Source organism: Streptomyces sp. NPDC000075, assembly GCF_040301925.1.
Taxonomy (GTDB): Bacteria; Actinomycetota; Actinomycetes; order Streptomycetales; family Streptomycetaceae; genus Streptomyces; species Streptomyces polychromogenes.
The window spans coordinates 121,007-138,460 of record NZ_JBEPFL010000015.1 but is presented as its reverse complement, the minus strand read 5'-3'; the positions used below and the strand labels follow the sequence as shown (position 1 = coordinate 138,460).

16 protein-coding genes are annotated in these 17,454 nt (G+C 72.9%); 4 read left to right on the top strand and 12 right to left on the bottom strand.

Annotated features, from left to right (window positions below; translation table 11 throughout):
* Positions 1–82 precede the first annotated feature (82 nt).
* From ABT403_RS19480 to rimP, 3 genes are all read right to left on the bottom strand, one after another.
* A complete protein-coding gene (locus ABT403_RS19480) occupies positions 83–370 on the bottom strand; it encodes a YlxR family protein (RefSeq protein ID WP_344170695.1) in 288 nt (95 codons plus the stop codon).
* Between the two features lie 146 nt (positions 371–516).
* Positions 517–1,512 (bottom strand): transcription termination factor NusA, encoded by a 996-nt coding sequence (gene nusA, locus ABT403_RS19475; protein WP_344170692.1) that lies wholly within the window; start codon positions 1,510–1,512, stop codon positions 517–519.
* Positions 1,513–1,514: 2 nt separating this feature from the next.
* A complete protein-coding gene (gene rimP, locus ABT403_RS19470) occupies positions 1,515–2,012 on the bottom strand; it encodes a ribosome maturation factor RimP (protein ID WP_344170689.1) in 498 nt (165 codons plus the stop codon).
* Between the two features lie 310 nt (positions 2,013–2,322).
* Here rimP and ABT403_RS19465 point away from each other — a divergent pair, with 310 nt between their 5' ends.
* The 4 genes from ABT403_RS19465 to ABT403_RS19450 are packed head-to-tail and all read left to right on the top strand — an operon-like array spanning position 2,323 to position 5,046.
* On the top strand, positions 2,323–2,742 hold the full coding sequence (locus ABT403_RS19465; RefSeq protein ID WP_344170686.1) for a hypothetical protein: 420 nt from the start codon (positions 2,323–2,325) through the stop codon (positions 2,740–2,742).
* Positions 2,739–3,209: a ferritin-like domain-containing protein gene (locus ABT403_RS19460; protein WP_344170683.1), complete on the top strand. Its 471-nt coding sequence runs from the start codon at positions 2,739–2,741 to the stop codon at positions 3,207–3,209. Before ABT403_RS19465 ends, ABT403_RS19460 begins: the two co-directional genes overlap by 4 nt.
* Positions 3,210–3,225: 16 nt before the next feature.
* Complete coding sequence (locus ABT403_RS19455; protein WP_344170680.1) at positions 3,226–4,128, top strand: aminoglycoside phosphotransferase family protein; 903 nt, start codon at positions 3,226–3,228, stop codon at positions 4,126–4,128.
* Between the two features lie 42 nt (positions 4,129–4,170).
* Entirely contained in the window at positions 4,171–5,046 is an 876-nt protein-coding gene (locus ABT403_RS19450) for a slipin family protein (RefSeq protein WP_344170783.1), read from the top strand.
* Positions 5,047–5,098: 52 nt separating this feature from the next.
* Here the strand turns inward: ABT403_RS19450 and ABT403_RS19445 are convergent, their stop codons facing one another.
* The 9 genes from ABT403_RS19445 to ABT403_RS19405 form a co-directional block, all read right to left on the bottom strand.
* Positions 5,099–6,796: a proline--tRNA ligase gene (locus tag ABT403_RS19445; protein WP_344170677.1), complete on the bottom strand. Its 1,698-nt coding sequence runs from the start codon at positions 6,794–6,796 to the stop codon at positions 5,099–5,101.
* A 41-nt stretch (positions 6,797–6,837) separates the two neighbouring features.
* Complete coding sequence (locus ABT403_RS19440; RefSeq protein ID WP_344170674.1) at positions 6,838–7,410, bottom strand: GNAT family N-acetyltransferase; 573 nt, start codon at positions 7,408–7,410, stop codon at positions 6,838–6,840.
* Positions 7,411–7,566: 156 nt separating this feature from the next.
* Positions 7,567–8,409, bottom strand: coding sequence for a GNAT family N-acetyltransferase (locus tag ABT403_RS19435; protein ID WP_344170671.1), 843 nt, complete (start codon positions 8,407–8,409; stop codon positions 7,567–7,569).
* 152 nt (positions 8,410–8,561) lie between these two features.
* Positions 8,562–9,719 carry a flavodoxin-dependent (E)-4-hydroxy-3-methylbut-2-enyl-diphosphate synthase gene (gene ispG / locus ABT403_RS19430; RefSeq protein WP_344170668.1) on the bottom strand — a complete coding sequence of 386 codons (1,158 nt, stop codon included), beginning with the start codon at positions 9,717–9,719 and terminating at the stop codon, positions 8,562–8,564.
* Between the two features lie 176 nt (positions 9,720–9,895).
* The gene (locus ABT403_RS19425; RefSeq protein ID WP_344170665.1) at positions 9,896–11,197 is read right to left on the bottom strand and encodes a M50 family metallopeptidase; all 1,302 of its coding nucleotides are present in this window, start codon (positions 11,195–11,197) and stop codon (positions 9,896–9,898) included.
* A complete protein-coding gene (gene dxr / locus ABT403_RS19420) occupies positions 11,194–12,456 on the bottom strand; it encodes a 1-deoxy-D-xylulose-5-phosphate reductoisomerase (RefSeq protein WP_344170662.1) in 1,263 nt (420 codons plus the stop codon). Before dxr ends, ABT403_RS19425 begins: the two co-directional genes overlap by 4 nt.
* A 12-nt stretch (positions 12,457–12,468) precedes the next feature.
* On the bottom strand, positions 12,469–13,776 hold the full coding sequence (locus ABT403_RS19415) for a hypothetical protein (protein ID WP_344170659.1): 1,308 nt from the start codon (positions 13,774–13,776) through the stop codon (positions 12,469–12,471).
* Between the two features lie 68 nt (positions 13,777–13,844).
* Positions 13,845–15,794: an acyl-CoA dehydrogenase family protein gene (locus ABT403_RS19410; protein WP_344170657.1), complete on the bottom strand. Its 1,950-nt coding sequence runs from the start codon at positions 15,792–15,794 to the stop codon at positions 13,845–13,847.
* A 157-nt stretch (positions 15,795–15,951) separates the two neighbouring features.
* The gene (locus ABT403_RS19405; RefSeq protein ID WP_344170654.1) at positions 15,952–17,397 is read right to left on the bottom strand and encodes an aldehyde dehydrogenase family protein; all 1,446 of its coding nucleotides are present in this window, start codon (positions 17,395–17,397) and stop codon (positions 15,952–15,954) included.
* Positions 17,398–17,454: the final 57 nt, after the last annotated feature.

The following is a 17,454-nucleotide window of genomic DNA, read 5'->3' as shown; positions in this document are numbered from 1 at the left end:
CATCGAGTGCTCATCGCAATCTCGACCTACTTCCAACTCGCGAGGTACCTGACCGCACGGGGTATCCGTGCCGTACTTCTTCTTACGGTGTCGCCACGGCCTGGACGGCCAGGGCATTGCGCAGTCCCTCCGTGTCGAGCGGTCCTGCGGACCGGAGGGCCCGGGGGAACGCTCTGCGGCGGACCGCCTGGTCGAGGCAGACCACGGCGGGATGCACGTACGCACCCCGGCCGGGCAGCGTACCGCGAGGATCAGGGACGCATGCGTCCCCGACCGCCACGATGCGCAGCAGATCGCTCTTGGCCGCTCGCTCCCGGCACCCCACACAGGTGCGTTCGGGGCATGCGCGGGCTTGCGTCCGGCCAGACACGCCTAAGTCTACCTCCCCGCACCGACCTCACCCCTTCAGGTGAAAAATCGAACGGATGTCGTTGTGATCCAGAAGGGTCCCCACGCACGGGGACCCCCTGTCTACCGGCCTCAAACGGTCGTCCGGTAGTGATTTATTCCCGCCGGTCAGGCGTCCGCGTCGGGCGCGGGCTCGGTGTCCGGCCGGATGTCGATGCGCCAGCCGGTGAGCCGCGCGGCGAGGCGGGCGTTCTGGCCCTCCTTGCCGATGGCCAGCGACAGCTGGTAGTCGGGGACGGTCACCCGCGCGGAGCGCGAGTCCCAGTCGACGACCTCGACCTTGCTCACCCGGGCGGGTGACAGCGCGTTCGCGACCATCTCCGCCGGGTCGTCCGACCAGTCGACGATGTCGATCTTCTCGCCGTGCAGTTCGGCCATGACGTTGCGCACGCGGCTGCCCATCGGGCCGATGCAGGCGCCCTTCGGGTTCAGGCCCGAACGGGTGGACCGGACCGCGATCTTGGTGCGGTGGCCGGCCTCGCGGGCGATCGCGGAGATCTCGACGCTGCCGTCGGCGATCTCCGGGACCTCCAGGGCGAAGAGCTTCTTCACCAGGTTCGGGTGGGTGCGCGACAGGGTCACGGACGGACCGCGGACGCCCTTCGCCACGCGCACGACGTACGCCTTCAGGCGGAGCCCGTGCGGGTACTCCTCACCGGGGACCTGCTCCTGCACCGGCAGGATGGCCTCCAGCTTGCCGATGTCGACCAGGACGTTCTTGGGGTCCTTGCCCTGCTGGACGACGCCGGTGATGACGTCGCCCTCGCGGCCGGCGAACTCGCCGAAGGTCAGGTCGTCCTCGGCGTCGCGCAGACGCTGGAGGATCACCTGCTTGGCGGTCGTCGCGGCGATACGGCCGAAGTCCGACGGGGTGTCGTCGAACTCCTTGGGCTCCTGCCCCTCCTCGAGATCGCGCGGGTCCTCGGTCGCCCACACGACCACGTGGCCGTTGGTGCGGTCCAGCACCACACGGGCGCGGCGGAAGCTGCCCTCGGTGCGGTGGTACGCGATGAGGAGGGCCGACTCGATCGCCTCGACGAGCAGGTCGAAGGAGATCTCCTTCTCCCGGACCAGACCCCGCAGGGCACTCATGTCGATGTCCACGGCTACGCCTCCTCTTCCTTCTTGTCCTTGCGGTTGAACTCGATCTCGACACGCGCCTTGGCGATGTCGGTGAACGCGATGCGGCGGGCGGTCGCCTTGCGGCCCTTCACACCCGGGACTTCGAGGTCCAGGCCCTCGTCGTCGACGTCGAGGATGCGGGCGATGAGTTCCCCGCCCTCGGCCAGCTGGAACTTCACGAGGCGGCCCGTGGCCCGGACGTAGTGGCGGTGCTCGCTGAGCGGGCGGTCCGCGCCCGGGGAGCTGACTTCGAGGACGTACTCGTCCTCGCCCATCACGTCGGAAGCGTCGAGCGCGTCGGAGGCCTCACGGCTCAGCTCGGCGCACGCGTCCAGTTCCACGCCTTCGTCGGAATCCACGACGATCCTCAGCATCCGGCGCCTGCCCGCCTTGGAAAGCTCGATCTCCTCGAGGTCCAGGCCCTTGGCGGCGACGAGCGGCTCCAGCAGTCCGCGCAGCCTGTCGCTCTGGGTGGTGCTCATCCGGGTGACTCCTCGGCCGCGTGTGCTGTTGTGGTTTTCCGTCGCGTGTCAGGTCAAAGGGTATCCGGTCGCGGAGGGTGTTGCCGTCCGCGCCGCCGGGCGGACCCCCGGGTACCGTGATCACACCTTGCCCCGCCATCACCCCGAGGACGTCACCGTGCCCTGGTCCTTGCCTTCGAGGCCCTCGCCCTCACGCAGGAGCGTGCTCACCGGAGCCGCCGCGGCGGCCGCCGGGTCCGTGCTGGTCACCGGGTGTTCCGGCGGAGGCGGGACGGCCGGCGCGGACAGCGGGATTTCACTCGAACGGCGGATGCGGGAGGGCGCCGTCCGTGACAGCGAGCGGCTGCTGGAACGTTACGACGCCACCGTGGCCGTCCATCCCGATCTGTCCGGCCGGCTCGCGCCGCTGCGCGCGGCCGTCGCCGCCCACACCGGGGCCCTCGCCCTCACCACCCCCAAGGCGAGCCCGGCGCCCTCCCGGGCGGCGGCGTCCCCGTCCGGCTCCCCGTCCCCGTCGCCCAGCGCGCCGGCGGCCGGGCGGGCGGAGGTCCCGGCGAAGCCCGCCGAGGCCCTGAGCGCCCTCGCGGACGCCGAGCGGAGCCTGTCCGAGGCCCGGACCATCGCCCTGGCCGGCGCCCCCGGCGAGCTGGCCCGGCTGCTGGCCTCGGTGGCCGCCTGCGGGGCCGTCCACGCCTACCTGCTGACCTCGAACCCGGGAGCCTCCTCGTGAACACCGCCGTGAAGCCCTCCCCCTCCCCCGGTGGCCGCGCCCTGGAGGCCGCCCAGGCGGCGCTGGCCGCCGAGCACGCGGCGACGTACGGGTACGGGGTCATCGGCGCCCGGATCGACCCCGCCCGGGCGACCGAGGCCCGGGAGGCGTACGGCCAGCACCTCTCGCGCCGCGACCGGCTCACCCGCACCGTGCGGGAGCTGGGCGGCGCGCCCCGGCCGTCGGAGGCGGCGTACGCCCTGCCGTTCGAGGTGCGGTCCGGGGACGACGCCGAGCGGCTGGCCGCCGACATCGAGGACCGGGTGGCGGGCGCGTACTCGGACCTGGTCCGGGCGGCGGACGGCCAGTTGCGCCGCGACGCGGCTGACGCGCTGAGCGCCGCGGCCGTGCGCGCGGCACGCTGGCGCGGGGTCGGCGTAGCCTTCCCTGGGCTCACCGAACGCTCGGACGGGGCCCGTACCGGCTGAAAGGGACCACGCACGCATGGCTTTCGAACCGCCGCAGCGGCTCGTACGGGCGCTCGGCGAGCCGCCGCGCACAGCGCAGGACACGCAGTGGCTGGAGCGGCTGCCCGAACTCGCCAAGGAGGCGCTGGAGCGGCGGGACGTGGTGTTCCAGCGGGCCCTGGCGCCCGGCGGCCGCAGCAGCCTGGTGATGCTGGTCCGCTACGCCGACGGCACCCCGGCCGCCCTGAAGCTGGCGCCCCCGGGGGCCCGGCCCGACCGTGAGCTGGCCGCGCTCGCCCACTGGGGCGGCTTCGGCGCGGTACGGGTGCTGGACTCGCGCCACCACGAGGACGACGGCGCCCTCCTGCTGGAGCGGCTGCAGGCGGACGTCTCGCTGCGCTCGCTCCCGGAGGCCAAGGCCCTGCTGGAGGCCTGCGGCACGCTGCGCCGCCTCTGGGTGCGCCCGCCGGCCGGCCATCCCTTCGAGACGGTGGCCGAGCGCACGGCCGCGCAGTCCGAGGCCCTTCACGCGGCGCCCCCGGAGGCCCGGGCCCTCGCGGACGCCGCCCTGGACCTCCTCCCGCAGCTGACCGCCCATCCGCCGGAGGAACTCCTGCTGCACGGGAACTTCCGCCAGGGCAAGGTGCTGGCGGGCGAGCGGGCGCCGTGGCTGACGGTGGGTCCGGACCCGCTGGTCGGCGAACGGGCCTACGACCTGGCCCGGCTGGTGCGTGACCGGCTGGAGGACCAGGTCGCCTCGTCGGCGGGGGCCTCGGGGGCGCGGCGGCGGGTGAACAAGCTCGCCGACTCGCTGGAGGTGGACCGGGAGCGGCTGCGCGGCTGGACGGTGTTCCGGGCCGTGGAGTCCGGGGTGCGCGCGCTGGCCGCGGGGCGGCGGCGGGATGCCGAGCTGCTGCTGGAGTTCGCGGCCTGGCTGTAGGGCATACCTTAGTAAAAGGTGCATGTCCGGCAGGGGGCCGTCATGGTCGAGGAGCTGCTGACAGCGGGAATCGCCGCCGCCGCGGGCGTCGCGGTCTACCTGGGCGCCGCCGCGCGGGTGGTGAAGCAGTACGAGCGCGGGGTCGTCTTCCGGTTCGGCCGGCTCCGGGAAGGGATCCGCCCGCCCGGCTTCACGATGATCCTCCCGGTGGCGGACCGCCTGCACAAGGTGAACCTCCAGATCGTCACCCTGCCGATTCCCGCGCAGGAGGGCATCACCCGGGACAACGTCACGGTCCGGGTGGACGCGGTCGTCTACTTCAAGGTGGTCGACCCGGCGAGTGCGATCATCGCGGTGGAGGACTACCGCTTCGCCGTCTCGCAGATGGCGCAGACCTCCCTCCGCTCGATCATCGGCAAGAGCGACCTGGACGACCTCCTGTCGAACCGCGAGAAGCTGAACCAGGGTCTCGAACTCATGATCGACAGCCCGGCGATGGGCTGGGGCGTCCAGATCGACCGCGTGGAGATCAAGGACGTCTCCCTGCCGGAGACGATGAAGCGCTCCATGGCACGCCAGGCGGAGGCGGACCGCGAACGCCGCGCCCGCGTGATCAACGCGGACGCGGAGCTCCAGGCCTCGCACAAACTGGCCGAGGCGGCGGCCGTCATGTCGGACCAGCCGGCGGCCCTCCAGCTGCGCCTGCTCCAGACGGTGATCGCGGTCGCGGCGGAGAAGAACTCCACCCTGGTCCTCCCCTTCCCGGTGGAACTCCTCCGCTTCCTGGAACGGGCGACCCCCTCCGGGGACCCCCCGCCCCACCCGGAGCCGCCCGGCGCGTCCGGGCCCGCCGGGCCACCGGAGCCGCCCGGTCCGCCCGAGGCGGCGCTCCCACCGGCCGGCCCGGCGCCCGGCTGAGGACCGAGGACCGTTACGCGGGGCCCGCTCCCCGCTCCTCCCCGGCGGCCGCCTACCGCAGCCGCCCCAGCGCCTCCTCCAGCGGCAGCTCCTGCCGTACCCCGGTCCGGCGGTCCTGGAGTTCGACGACGCCCTCGCCCGCCCGGCGTCCCGCGACCAGGATCCACGGCACGCCGATCAGCTCCGCGTCGGTGAGCTTCACCCCCGGCGAGACCCCGGCCCGGTCGTCCAGCAGGACCCGCTTCCCGGCAGCCGCGAGGGCCTGCGCCGCCTGCTCGGCCAGCGCCAGCGGCCCGGCCTTGCCCGCCGCCACCACGTGCACGTCGGCCGGGGCCACCTCCGCCGGCCAGCACAGCCCGCGCTCGTCCGCCGTCTGCTCGGCCAGCGCGGCCACCGCCCGCGAGACGCCGATGCCGTACGAGCCCATCGTGACCCGTACCGGCTTGCCCTGCGGGCCGAGCACGTCCAGCCCGAAGGCGTCGGCGTACTTCCGTCCCAGCTGGAAGATGTGCCCGATCTCGATGGCCCGGTCCAGCCGCAGCCCCGCACCGCACCGCGGGCAGGGGTCGCCGGGCTCCACGACGACCACGTCCAGGTACCGGTCCACCTCGAAGTCACGCCCGCACACCACGTTCCGCGCGTGCGTGTCGGCCTTGTTGGCCCCGGTCACCCAGGACGTCCCCGGCGCGACCCGGGGGTCGGCCAGGTAGGGGAACTTCTCCAGCCCCTGCGGGCCCACGTAGCCCCGTACCAGATCGGGCCGCCCCGCGAAGTCCTCCGCCGTCACCAGCTCGACCACCGCCGGGGCCAGGTGCTCCCCGAGCTTGCCGAGGTCGACCTCCCGGTCACCCGGCACGCCCACCGCCGTGATCTCCCCGTCGACCTTCACCAGGAGGTTCTTCAGCGTGGCGGAGGCGGGAACGCCGAGGTGGGCCGCGAGGGTCTCGATCGTGGGTGTGTCCGGGGTCGGGATCTCCTCCATCGCCGCGTGCGCGACGCCGGGCACGGCGGCCGGGACGAAGACGACCGCCTCCGTGTTCGCCGCGTAGTCACACTCCGGGCAGTCCACGAACGTGTCCTCGCCCGCCCCGGCCGGCGCCAGGAACTCCTCGGACGCCGAGCCGCCCATCGCGCCCGACACGGCCGACACGATCCGGTGGTCGAGGCCGAGCCGCTCGAAGATCCGTACGTACGCCTCGCGGTGGAGCCGGTAGGACTCCGCGAGCCCTTCCTCCGTGATGTCGAAGGAGTACGAGTCCTTCATCTGGAACTCGCGCCCGCGCAGCACCCCGGACCGGGGCCGGGCCTCGTCGCGGTACTTGGTCTGGATCTGGTAGAGCATCACGGGCAGGTCCTTGTAGGACGTGCACTGGTCCTTCACCACGAGGGTGAAGATCTCCTCGTGGGTGGGGCCGAGCAGGTAGTCCGCGCCCTTGCGGTCCCTGAGCCGGAACAGCAGGTCCCCGTACTCCGACCAGCGGCCGCTGACCTCGTACGGCTCCCGGGGCAGCAGCGCCGGCAGCAGCACCTCCTGCGCTCCGATGGCGTCCATCTCCTCGCGGACGACGCGGGAGACGGCGTCGAGGACCTTCTTGCCGAGCGGCAGCCAGGTCCACACCCCGGCGGAACTGCGCCGCACGTAGCCGGCGCGGACGAGCAGCCGGTGGCTGAGGGTCTCGGCGTCGGCCGGGTCCTCGCGGAGGGTCTTGGCCATGAGGCGGGACATGCGCTGCACGTGTTGCGTTGACATGCGGCGAGGCTATCGGGACGGCAACGGCCCGGGTACCGGATTCAGCCCCGCAGCAGCGGCAGCGGGGCGCCCATGACCGCGTACGGGAGGCTCGCGCTCGGGAAGTGGACCTTGCGGGCCAGGTCCCGGTAGCCGAGGGCGCCGTAGAGGCCTCGGGCCGGGCTGTCGGTGTCGATGGCGGAGAGGATCGAGCGCGGTTCGGCGGCGGTGTCGGTGATCCGGGTGATCAGGGCGCGGCCGACGCCCCGGCCCTGGAAGCCGGGGTGGACGTGCAGCTCGGTGATCACGAAGGAGTGGTCGAGCCAGTGCGCGGAGCCGTTGGCCCGCAGGTAGGGCTCGACGATGGTGGACCACCAGTGGGCCCGGTCGTTGGGCATCCCGTAGACGAACCCGGCGAGGGCCCCGTCGTCGGTGAAGGCGCCGAGCGCGCGGGCGCCCCGGCAGGTCATGTGGCGCTGGACGATGTAGCGCCGGATGCCGACCTCCTCCTCGCTGAGCCCGAAGGCCACGGCCTGCACCCGCAGGGCCTCGTCCACGCGGGCGGCGAGGTCGAGGGGCCCGATGCGCAGTCCAGCGGGGCGTGCGGGGTCGTCGCCCCCGGGGGTAGGCAGCATGCGGCCGACCTTACTGCGGGGTACACCCGCTCCGGTACGGCTTCCCGGACGAAACCGGCCGCTCCCGGCGGTGCGTTGCCACAGCCGCCGCCCGCACCGGCCCGCTCACCCCGCCACAGCGCACACCAGCCCCGCCCGGCCGGAACGCCCACCGGCTCAGAACAGCACGCTCATGAACGCCCCCACCTCGCGGAAGCCCACCCTGCGGTAGGCGGCGCGTGCGGCGGTGTTGAAGTCGTTGACGTAGAGGCTGACCACGGGGGCCACGTCGCGCAGGGCGAACTCCACCACGGCCGCCATGCCGGTCTCGGAGTGCCCCCGGCCGCGGAACTCGGGGGCCACCCAGACGCCCTGGATCTGGCAGGCCTGTGCGGTGGCGGCGCCGATCTCGGCCTTGAAGACGACCTTGCCGTCCTCGACGCGGGCGAAGGAGCGGCCGCTGCCGACCAGTTCGGCGACGCGGGCCTGGTAGAGCAGGCCGCCGTCCCCGGCGAGCGGGGAGATGCCGACCTCCTCGGTGAACATGGCCACGCAGGCGGGCATGATCAGGTCCATCTCGTCCTTGCGGACCCGGCGCACCAGCGGGTCGGGCGTGACCTCGGCGGAGGGCCGTTCGGTGGCCATGAGCGGCTGGTGGGCACGGACGTCGCGGGCGGGGCCCCAGCTGGGTTCGAGGAGCTTCCACAGCAGCCGGGTGGCCTCGGCCGGGCCGACGATGGAGGAACAGCGGCGGCCGGTGCGGCGGGCCCGGTCGGCGAAGCCCCGGACGGCGTCGGGGCCGGCGCAGACGGGGACCAGGTTGGCGCCCGCGTAGCACAGGGAGCGGAGTTCGCCGCCGGAGTACCAGCCCCACATCTCGCCGCCCAGGCGCCAGGGGTCGAGCCCGGCGACCTGGACCCGGGAGGTGACGAAGGCGTTCTCGACCGGCTCGCGTCCGAGGATGGCGAGCGCGGCGTCCAGATCACTGGGTTCAAGGACCCGGGTGGTGGTCTGAGTCAACACTGGGGCCTCACCGTGCAGGTCTGCTGATCTCCGCACTGTACCCGCCGGGGCGCGGCGATGCCGTCTCCCGCGGGTCACGAAAGGGCCCCGGCCCCGGGCCCCCACAGGGGGCACGGGGCCGGGGCCGTTGCCGCTCGGGCGGCCGGGTCTCAGACGCCGATGGCGACGCTGGGCTCGCCGGAGGCGACGCCGTCCTTCTCCATCTGCTCGGCGATCTTCAGCGCCTCTTCGATGAGGGTCTCCACGATCTTGGACTCGGGGACGGTCTTGATGACCTCGCCCTTGACGAAGATCTGGCCCTTGCCGTTGCCCGAGGCGACGCCGAGGTCGGCCTCGCGGGCCTCGCCGGGGCCGTTGACGACGCAGCCCATGACGGCGACGCGCAGCGGCACGGTCATGCCGTCCAGGCCCGCCGTGACCTCTTCGGCCAGCTTGTAGACGTCGACCTGGGCGCGGCCGCAGGAGGGGCAGGAGACGATCTCCAGGCGGCGGGGCTTGAGGTTCAGCGACTCCAGGATCTGGTTGCCGACCTTGACCTCCTCGACCGGCGGCGCGGAGAGGGAGACGCGGATGGTGTCACCGATGCCCTCGGAGAGCAGCGCGCCGAAGGCGACGGCGGACTTGATGGTGCCCTGGAAGGCGGGGCCGGCCTCGGTGACGCCGAGGTGCAGCGGGTAGTCGCACTGGGCGGCGAGCTGGCGGTAGGCGTTGACCATGACGACCGGGTCGTTGTGCTTGACCGAGATCTTGATGTCGCCGAAGCCGTGCTCCTCGAAGAGGGAGGCCTCCCACAGCGCGGACTCGACGAGCGCCTCGGGGGTGGCCTTGCCGTACTTCTTCAGCAGGCGTGCGTCGAGGGAGCCGGCGTTGACGCCGATGCGGATCGGCGTGCCCGCCTCCTTGGCGGCGTACGCGATCTCCTTGACCTTGTCGTCGAACTGCTTGATGTTGCCCGGGTTGACGCGGACGGCGGCGCAGCCGGCGTCGATCGCGGCGAACACGTACTTGGGCTGGAAGTGGATGTCGGCGATGACCGGGATCTGCGACTTCTTGGCGATCACGGCGAGCGCGTCGGCGTCGTCCTGCGTGGGGCAGGCGACGCGGACGATCTGGCAGCCGGACGCGGTCAGCTCGGCGATCTGCTGGAGGGTGGCGCCGATGTCGGAGGTCCGGGTGGTGGTCATCGACTGCACCGAGACGGGTGCGTCGCCTCCGACGGCCACGGAACCGACCTGGATCTTGCGGCTGACCCGTCGGTCGGCAAGCTTCGTCGGCACGGACGGCATTCCGAGAGAGATGGCAGTCATCTGCTGTGCAACCCCAAGGTGTGGATCGAGGTCCCGAGATCGGCGGGCTCCGGCCTTTGAGGTTACGCCAATGCGCGCGTGCCCCTCGCATCCGAGGGGGCGGCGCCACCCGAACGTAGGGAGCCGGGCACGCTGCGTGCCCGGCTCCGTCGTCGAGGGGGGTGGGACCCCCACCCCTAGTTGATCTTGATCGGGTTGACCACGTCGGCGACGAGGACCAGCAGGGTGAAGCAGACGAAGACGCCCGCGACCACGTACGCGGCCGGCATCAGCTTCGCCACGTCGAAGGGGCCGGGGTCGGCGCGCCGGAAGACCTTCGCCACGGTGCGGCGGACGGACTCCCACAGGGCGCCGGCGATGTGGCCGCCGTCCAGCGGGAGCAGCGGGAGCATGTTGAACAGGAACAGCGAGAGGTTGAACCCGGCCAGCAGGTTGAGGAAGAAGACCAGCTGGTACTGGGCGGGGATGTCCAGGTTGAAGATCTGGCTGCTCACCCGGGCCGCGCCGACGACGCCCATGGGGCTGTCCTGCTTGCGCTCGGCGCCGTTGAAGGCGGCGTTCCACAGGTCCGGGACCTTGCCGGGGAGGTCGACGAGGGACTGGACGCCAGCCTCCATCATCTCGCCCATGCGGCTGACGGACTGGCCAAAGGTCTGCGGGACGTAGCCGACGGCGGGGGCGAAGCCTAGGAAGCCGGCGGTGACGTACTGGTCCTTGACGTAGCGGCCGTCGGCGTCGGTCTTGGCGACCTTGTTCTCGATCAGGTTGGCGTGCAGGTCGAGGCGGTGCCCGGCCCGCTCGACGGTGATGGTCGCGGGGCCGGTGGTGGCGCGGATGTCCTTCTGGAGGACGGACCAGTCGCTGACCGGGCGGCCGTTGAAGGCGACGATCTTGTCCTCGGCCCGCAGGCCGGCGGCCTTGGCCGGGGCGGCCGGGTCGCCCGGGGCGCACTTGTCGCGCTTCTCGCTCTGCTGGATGACGCAGTCGGAGACCGAGCTGACGACGGTGGTCTGGGTGTTGAGCCCGAAGGTCATCAGGGTGGTGAGGAAGATCGCCACGGCCAGGACCAGGTTCATGAACGGTCCGGCGAACATCACGATGACGCGCTTCCACGGCCTGCGCGTGTAGAAGAGGCGGCTCTCGTCCCCGGGCTGGAGCTCCTCGTACGCGGCCGAGCGGGCGTCCTCGATCATCGACCGGAACGGCGAGGTCGAGCGCGCGGTGACCTTGCCGTCGTCCCCGGGCGGGAACATCCCGATCATGCGGATGTAGCCGCCCATCGGGATGGCCTTGATGCCGTACTCGGTCTCGCCCTTCCGGCGCGACCAGACGGTCGGCCCGAAGCCGACCATGTACTGGGGCACCCGGATGCCGAAGAGCTTGGCCGTGGAGAGGTGGCCGAGCTCGTGCCACGCGATGGAGACCAGCAGGCCGAACGCGAAGAGCACGACCCCGAGCACCGTCATCAAAGCCGTCATGCGCCCTCCTCCACGGCGGCCCCTGCCGCCAGCTCCCGGGCCCGGGCCCTGGCCCAGGTCTCCGCTTCGAGGACGTCCTGGACGGTGAGGGAAGTTCCCGACCGCGGCGTCCCGTGCTCATCGACCACTGCGGAGACCGTATCCATGATTGCTGTGAACGGCAGCCTGCCCGCGAGGAAGGCCTCGACGCACTCCTCGTTCGCGGCATTGAAGACGGCGGGGGCGGTTCCGCCCAGGGTGCCCACGTGCCGCGCGAGGCCGACGGAGGGGAAGGCCTCGGTGTCCAGCGGGAAGAACTCCCAGGTGGAGGCCTTGGTCCAGTCGAAGGCGGGGGCGGCGTCGGGGACCCGCTGCGGCCAGCCGAGGCCGATCGCGATCGGACCGCGCATGTCCGGCGGGGTGGCCTGGGCGAGGGTGGAACCGTCCGAGAACTCGACCATCGAGTGGACGTACGACTGGGGGTGGACGACGACCTCGATGCGGTCGAAGGGGATGTCGTAGAGCAGGTGCGCCTCGATGACCTCCAGCCCCTTGTTGACCAGGGTGGCGGAGTTGATCGTGATGACCGGGCCCATGGCCCAGGTGGGGTGCGCGAGGGCGTCCTGGACGGTGACCTTCGCCAGCTCCGCGCGGGTGCGGCCGCGGAAGGGGCCGCCGGAGGCGGTGACGACCAGCTTGCGGACGTCGGCGCGGGTGCCGGCGGCCAGCGCCTGGAAGAGGGCCGCGTGCTCGGAGTCCACGGGGATGATCTGGCCGGGGGCGGCGAGCGCCTTGACCAGCGGGCCGCCGACGATCAGCGACTCCTTGTTGGCCAGCGCGAGGGTCCGGCCGGCGCGGAGCGCGGCGAGGGTGGGCGCGAGACCGATGGAGCCGGTGATGCCGTTGAGGACGGTGTGGCAGGGCGAGGCGGCGAGGTCGGTCGCGGCGTCGGGCCCGGCGAGGATCTCGGGCAGCGCCTCGGAGGGCCCGTACGCGCTGCTCAGCGCCTCCTTCAGAGCCGGGACGGCGTCCTCGCGGGCGACGGCCACGGCCCGCACCCGCAGCTTGCGGGCCTGCTCGGCCAGCAGGGCGACGCGGCCGCCCGCGGCGGACAGCGCGGTGACCCGGAAGCGGTCCGGGTTGCGCAGGGCGAGGTCGATGGCCTGGGTGCCGATGGACCCGGTCGACCCGAGGATGACGATGTCCCGGCGGCCGGCCGCGGCGTCGAAGAGGAGGTGCGGGTCGGCGAGGGGGGCTGGACTGTCGCTCATGCCCCCCATTGTTGCCGCTCCTCAGGGCCGCTTGGACACGGAGTCCCCGTCCGTGACCCGGGCGAGGAGTTCGGGGAGGGTGCCGGCGAAGTCGGGCAGGGCGCGGGCGGCGCGCCACCAGGCCTCCACGTCGTCCCCGAGGGCCGCGTCGAAGAGCCGGTCGGCCTCCGCGCGGGCGGCGAGCACGGCGGCCGGGCGGTCGTGGCGGTCGGGGTGGCCGATGTCGCCGAGCCACTGGTCCTCGTCGAGCGCCCAGCAGGCCGGGACCTTGTGCCGGACGACGTCGGCGCCGGTGAGCAGCGAGCGGTCGAGGCAGTCGCGGACCCAGCGGACGTCCTCGGCGGCGGTGTCCATCGGCACGGCGAGGCTGACCAGGGCCAGTTCGCGCTCCCAGGCCCCGGCGGGCTCCAGCGGGGCCGTCTCCGGGGCGAGGTGGCGTACGGCGCGGGCCAGCGCCGGGTCGTGCCGGACGGCGCCGGGCGCGGCCGGGACTCCGGCGGCCAGCGCGGCCGCGAGCTCGGGCAGGGTGCCGGGGAAGCCGGCGGCGCGGCGGGGCAGTTCGGCCCAGAGCCGGGGGTCCTCGCCGAGCGGGCGGCGCAGGGCGCGGTGCACGGCCGACTGCATCTCGGCCTGCTCGGGCAGGTTCCAGCGCAGGCCGCGGGTGACGGGGAGGTGGCCGAGGAGCAGGGTGTGGGCGGCGGGGGCCACGTGGGCGACGAGCTCGTCGCAGGTCAGCAGGCCCATGCGGACGGCGCGGACGGCGGGCCGGTACCAGTGGCGCCCGTACGTCCGCCCGCCGCGCGCGTCGAGCAGTGCGAGGCAGGCCCGCCGGGGCAGGCCGCCCGCCAGCAGCAGTGCCTCGACGGCGCCGGGCGGCAGCGGGGCGCGGGCGTGCTCGCGCAGCAGCTCCCCGGGGTCGAGGTCGTGCGGCATGCGCAGCAGGATCAGCGCGGTGCGGGGGCGGCGGGCGTGGCGGCGCAGCAGGGTGGTCAGCTCGCCGGTGGTGAAGGGGCCGGGGCCCACCGCGTGGAGCAGTTCGGGCGAGGGCCGGCGGGCGGCGTAGAGCGCGGGGCCGGGGAGGCCGGGCAGGGGACGGCCGACGACGTGCGGGTTGCGGGCGATGTAGTGCCGGTCGGCGTCGGTGCCGTGGCGCAGCAGCAGGGTGACGGCGGCGGCGGGCAGCCACTGGTCGCGGCACAGGTACTTGGGGACGGGGGCGTCGAGCCGGTCGATGAGGGCGGCGACGACGTGGTGCGGTGCGTGGCGCAGCAGGTGCGCCACGCACCGGGCCAGCTCCCGGCTGGCCCGGTCCTCCTCGGCCGTCGGCATCGTCCTCGTCCGCCTCGTGCTCGTGCCCGTGCTCGTACGTCCGTCCGAACAATGCCGATGATGGCAGGTCAGCGCAGCGGACGGTGAACGTTTTTCCGCGTGGAGGGTCCCGGTTCGGCGTCGGCGATCCAGGGGCCGTCGCCGGAGGGGTCGAGGACCCCCTCCTCCAGCCAGGTGTAGGTGCCGGAGAGGACGCCCTTGACGACCTTGGCGTCGAGGTCGTCGGTGTTGGCCCACAGCCGGCCGAAGAGCTCCTCGACGCGCAGCCTGGACTGCCGGCAGAAGGCGTCGGCCAGCTGGTAGGCCTCACGGCCGTGGTCGCCGGTGGCGCGCAGGTGCTCGGCGCGCACGCAGGCCGCGCTCATCGCGAAGAGTTCGGCACCGATGTCGACGATCCGCCCGAGGAAGCCCTGTTTGGTCTCCATGCGGCCCTGCCAGCGGGACATGGCGTAGAAGGTCGAGCGGGCGAGTTTGCGGGCGCCGCGCTCGACGTAGCGCAGGTGGGTGGCGAGGTCGGGGTGGCCGGCCGGGTGGAACTCGCGGTAGGTGCCGGGGAGCTGGCCGGGGCCGGCGGCGAGTTTGGGCAGCCAGCGGGCGTAGAAGCCGGCGGCGCGGGCGCCCGCCTTCGCCTTGTCGCCGAGGGCCTTGTCGGGGTCGATGAGGTCGCCGGCGACGGAGAGGTGGGCGTCGACGGCCTCGCGGGCGATCAGCAGGTGCATGATCTCGGTGGAGCCCTCGAAGATCCGGTTGATGCGCAGATCGCGCAGGAGCTGCTCGGCGGGGACGGCCCGTTCGCCGCGCGCTGCGAGGGAGTCGGCGGTCTCGAATCCGCGTCCGCCGCGGATCTGGACCAGCTCGTCGGCCATCAGGCAGGCCATCTCGGAGCCGTAGAGCTTGGCGAGGGCGGCCTCGATGCGGATGTCGTTGCGGTCCTCGTCGGCCATCTGGGAGGCGAGGTCGACGACGGCCTCCAGGGCGAAGGTGGTGGCCGCGATGAAGGAGATCTTGGCGCCGACGGCCTCGTGCCGGGCGACCGGGCGGCCCCACTGCTCGCGGACGCCGGACCACTCGCGGGCGATCTTCAGGCACCACTTGCCGGCGCCGACGCACATGGCGGGCAGGGAGAGCCGTCCGGTGTTCAGGGTGGTCAGCGCGATCTTGAGGCCGGCGCCCTCGGGGCCGATCCGCTGGGAGGCGGGCACCCGGACGCGGTGGAAGCGGGTGACGCCGTTCTCCAGGCCGCGCAGGCCCATGAAGGCGTTGCGGTGCTCGACGGTGATGCCGGGCGAGTCGGCCTCGACGACGAAGGCGGTGATCCCGCCCCGGTGGCCCTCGGACTTCGGCACCCGGGCCATGACGACGAGCAGGTCGGCGACCACCCCGTTGGTGGTCCACAGCTTCACCCCGTCGAGGAGGTAGGAGCCGGGGTCCTCGGGGTCCGGGACGGCGGTGGTGGCCAGGCGCGCCGGGTCGGAGCCCACGTCGGGCTCGGTCAGCAGGAAGGCGCTGATCGCGGTGGTGGCGCAGCGGGGCAGGTAGGCGTCCTTCTGCTCCTTGGTGCCGAACATCTTCAGCGGCTGGGGCACGCCGATGGACTGGTGGGCGGAGAGCAGGGCGCCGATGGCCGGGCTGACGGAGCCGATGAGGGCGAGCGCCTTGTTGTAGTACACCTGGGTGAGGCCCAGGCCCCCGTACTCGGGGCTGATCTTCATCCCGAGGGCGCCGAGCTCCTTGAGCCCGCGCACGGTCTCGTCGGGGATCCGCGCCTCGCGCTCGATGCGCTGCCCGTCGATCTCGTTCTCGCAGAACTCCCGCAGCCGGGCCAGGAAGGCCTCGCCGCGCCGGACGTCCTCGGCGGCGGGGAGCGGATGGGGGTGGATCAGGTCGAGCCGGAAGCGGCCGAGGAAGAGCTCCTTGGCGAAGCTGGGTTTGCGCCAGTCCTGTTCCCGGGCCGCTTCCGCGACCTGCCGGGCCTCGCGCTCGGTCACCTTGGGCTGTACGGGCTGTGTTGCCGACATCCGGGTCCTCACCTCGCCGCATCGGGGGCTGCCGATCGGTTGCGTGGGAGTCGTACCCGTTTCGGGCGCCGGGGATTCGGGGCGCGCGGCAAAAGGGGGACGGCCGGAGCCCCCGCACAGTAGGCTCCGGCCGTCGGTCTGTGACCGTACGAGTCGGTCAGATGTCGAGGCCCGTGAGGACCAGGACGCGCTCGTACGTGTAGTCGTCCATCGCGTAGCGGACGCCCTCGCGGCCCACACCGGACTGCTTGACACCGCCGTACGGCATCTGGTCGGCGCGGTACGAGGGGGCGTCGCCGATGATCACGCCGCCGACCTCGAGCTCGCGGTGGGCGCGGAAGGCCACCTGGACGTCGCGGGTGAAGACACCGGTCTGGAGACCGAACTTCGAGTCGTTGACGGCGGCGAACGCCTCGTCGGTGTTCTCGACCCGGGTGATGGTCAGGACCGGGCCGAAGACCTCCTCGGTGGCGAGCTTGACGCCGGCCGGGACCTCGGCCAGGACGGTCGGCTCGACCGTGGCACCGTCGCGCTTGCCGCCGGTGAGCAGCTTGGCGCCGGCGGAGACGGCCTCGTCCACCCAGGACTCGACGCGCTTGGCGGCGTCCTCGGAGACCAGCGGGCCGACGTCGGTGGCGTCGTCGGCGGGGTCGCCGGTGACCTGGGCCTGGACCTTCGCGACGACCTTCTCGACGAGGCGGTCGTAGACGGAGGCGTCGGCGATGACGCGCTGCACCGAGATGCAGGACTGGCCGGCCTGGTAGTTCGAGAAGGTCGCGATACGGGTCGCGGCCCAGTCGAGGTCGGCCTCGGAGGACCAGTCGGCGAGGACCACGGCCGCGGCGTTGCCGCCGAGCTCCAGGGTGCAGTGCTTGTGGGGCACCGACTGCTGGATGGCGTAGCCGACGGTGTCGGAGCCGGTGAAGGAGATGACCGGGAGGCGGTCGTCCTTGACCAGGGCCGGCATCTTTTCGTTGGCGACCGGCAGGACCGACCAGGAACCGGCCGGGAGGTCGGTCTCGGCGAGGAGCTCGCCCAGGATCAGACCGGAGAGCGGGGTGGCCGGGGCCGGCTTCAGGATGATCGGCGCGCCGACGGCGATGGCCGGGGCCACCTTGTGGGCGCACAGGTTCAGCGGGAAGTTGAACGGCGCGATGCCGAGGACCGGGCCCTTGACGAAGCGGCGGGTCAGGGCCAGGCGGCCGACGCCGCCGGCGTCGGTGTCCAGGCGCTGGGCCTCTCCGCCGTTGAAGCGGCGGGCCTCTTCGGCGGCGAAGCGGAACACGGACACCGCACGGCCGACCTCACCGCGCGCCCACTTGACCGGCTTGCCGTTCTCGGCGGAGATCAGCTGGGCGATCTCCTCGGTGCGCTCGGCGAGCCGCTTGGACACGTGGTCCAGGGCGGCGGCACGTACGTGGGCGGGGGTCGCGGAGAACTCCGCCGTCACGGCGTACGCCGCGGCCACGGCCTCTTCCACCTGGGCGTCGGTGGGCACGCTGACGGTGCCGACGAGCCGGCCGTCCCACGGGTTGTGGACGTCGAAGCTGTCCTCGCCGGTGGCCTGGCGGCCGGCGAGCCAGAAGGCGTGGGTGGAAGTCATGCGAATCCCGGCCCTTCGGTGTGTGCGGTGTCTTGTCTCCACCAAGGTAGGGCGCCG

Bases quoted from the DNA above. Each gene is read 5' to 3' on its own strand.
- ABT403_RS19410 (WP_344170657.1), bottom strand. From the start codon at position 15,794: ATGTCGGCAACACAGCCCGTACAGCCCAAGGTGACCGAGCGCGAGGCC.
- ABT403_RS19455 (WP_344170680.1), top strand. From the start codon at position 3,226: ATGGCTTTCGAACCGCCGCAGCGGCTCGTACGGGCGCTCGGCGAGCCG.
- ABT403_RS19405 (WP_344170654.1), bottom strand. From the start codon at position 17,397: ATGACTTCCACCCACGCCTTCTGGCTCGCCGGCCGCCAGGCCACCGGC.
- ABT403_RS19465 (WP_344170686.1), top strand. From the start codon at position 2,323: ATGCGGGAGGGCGCCGTCCGTGACAGCGAGCGGCTGCTGGAACGTTAC.
- ABT403_RS19415 (WP_344170659.1), bottom strand. From the start codon at position 13,776: ATGCCGACGGCCGAGGAGGACCGGGCCAGCCGGGAGCTGGCCCGGTGC.
- ABT403_RS19440 (WP_344170674.1), bottom strand. From the start codon at position 7,410: ATGCTGCCTACCCCCGGGGGCGACGACCCCGCACGCCCCGCTGGACTG.
- dxr (WP_344170662.1), bottom strand. From the start codon at position 12,456: ATGGGGGGCATGAGCGACAGTCCAGCCCCCCTCGCCGACCCGCACCTC.
- rimP (WP_344170689.1), bottom strand. From the start codon at position 2,012: ATGAGCACCACCCAGAGCGACAGGCTGCGCGGACTGCTGGAGCCGCTC.
- ABT403_RS19450 (WP_344170783.1), top strand. From the start codon at position 4,171: ATGGTCGAGGAGCTGCTGACAGCGGGAATCGCCGCCGCCGCGGGCGTC.
- ABT403_RS19445 (WP_344170677.1), bottom strand. From the start codon at position 6,796: ATGTCAACGCAACACGTGCAGCGCATGTCCCGCCTCATGGCCAAGACC.
- ABT403_RS19425 (WP_344170665.1), bottom strand. From the start codon at position 11,197: ATGACGGCTTTGATGACGGTGCTCGGGGTCGTGCTCTTCGCGTTCGGC.
- ispG (WP_344170668.1), bottom strand. From the start codon at position 9,719: ATGACTGCCATCTCTCTCGGAATGCCGTCCGTGCCGACGAAGCTTGCC.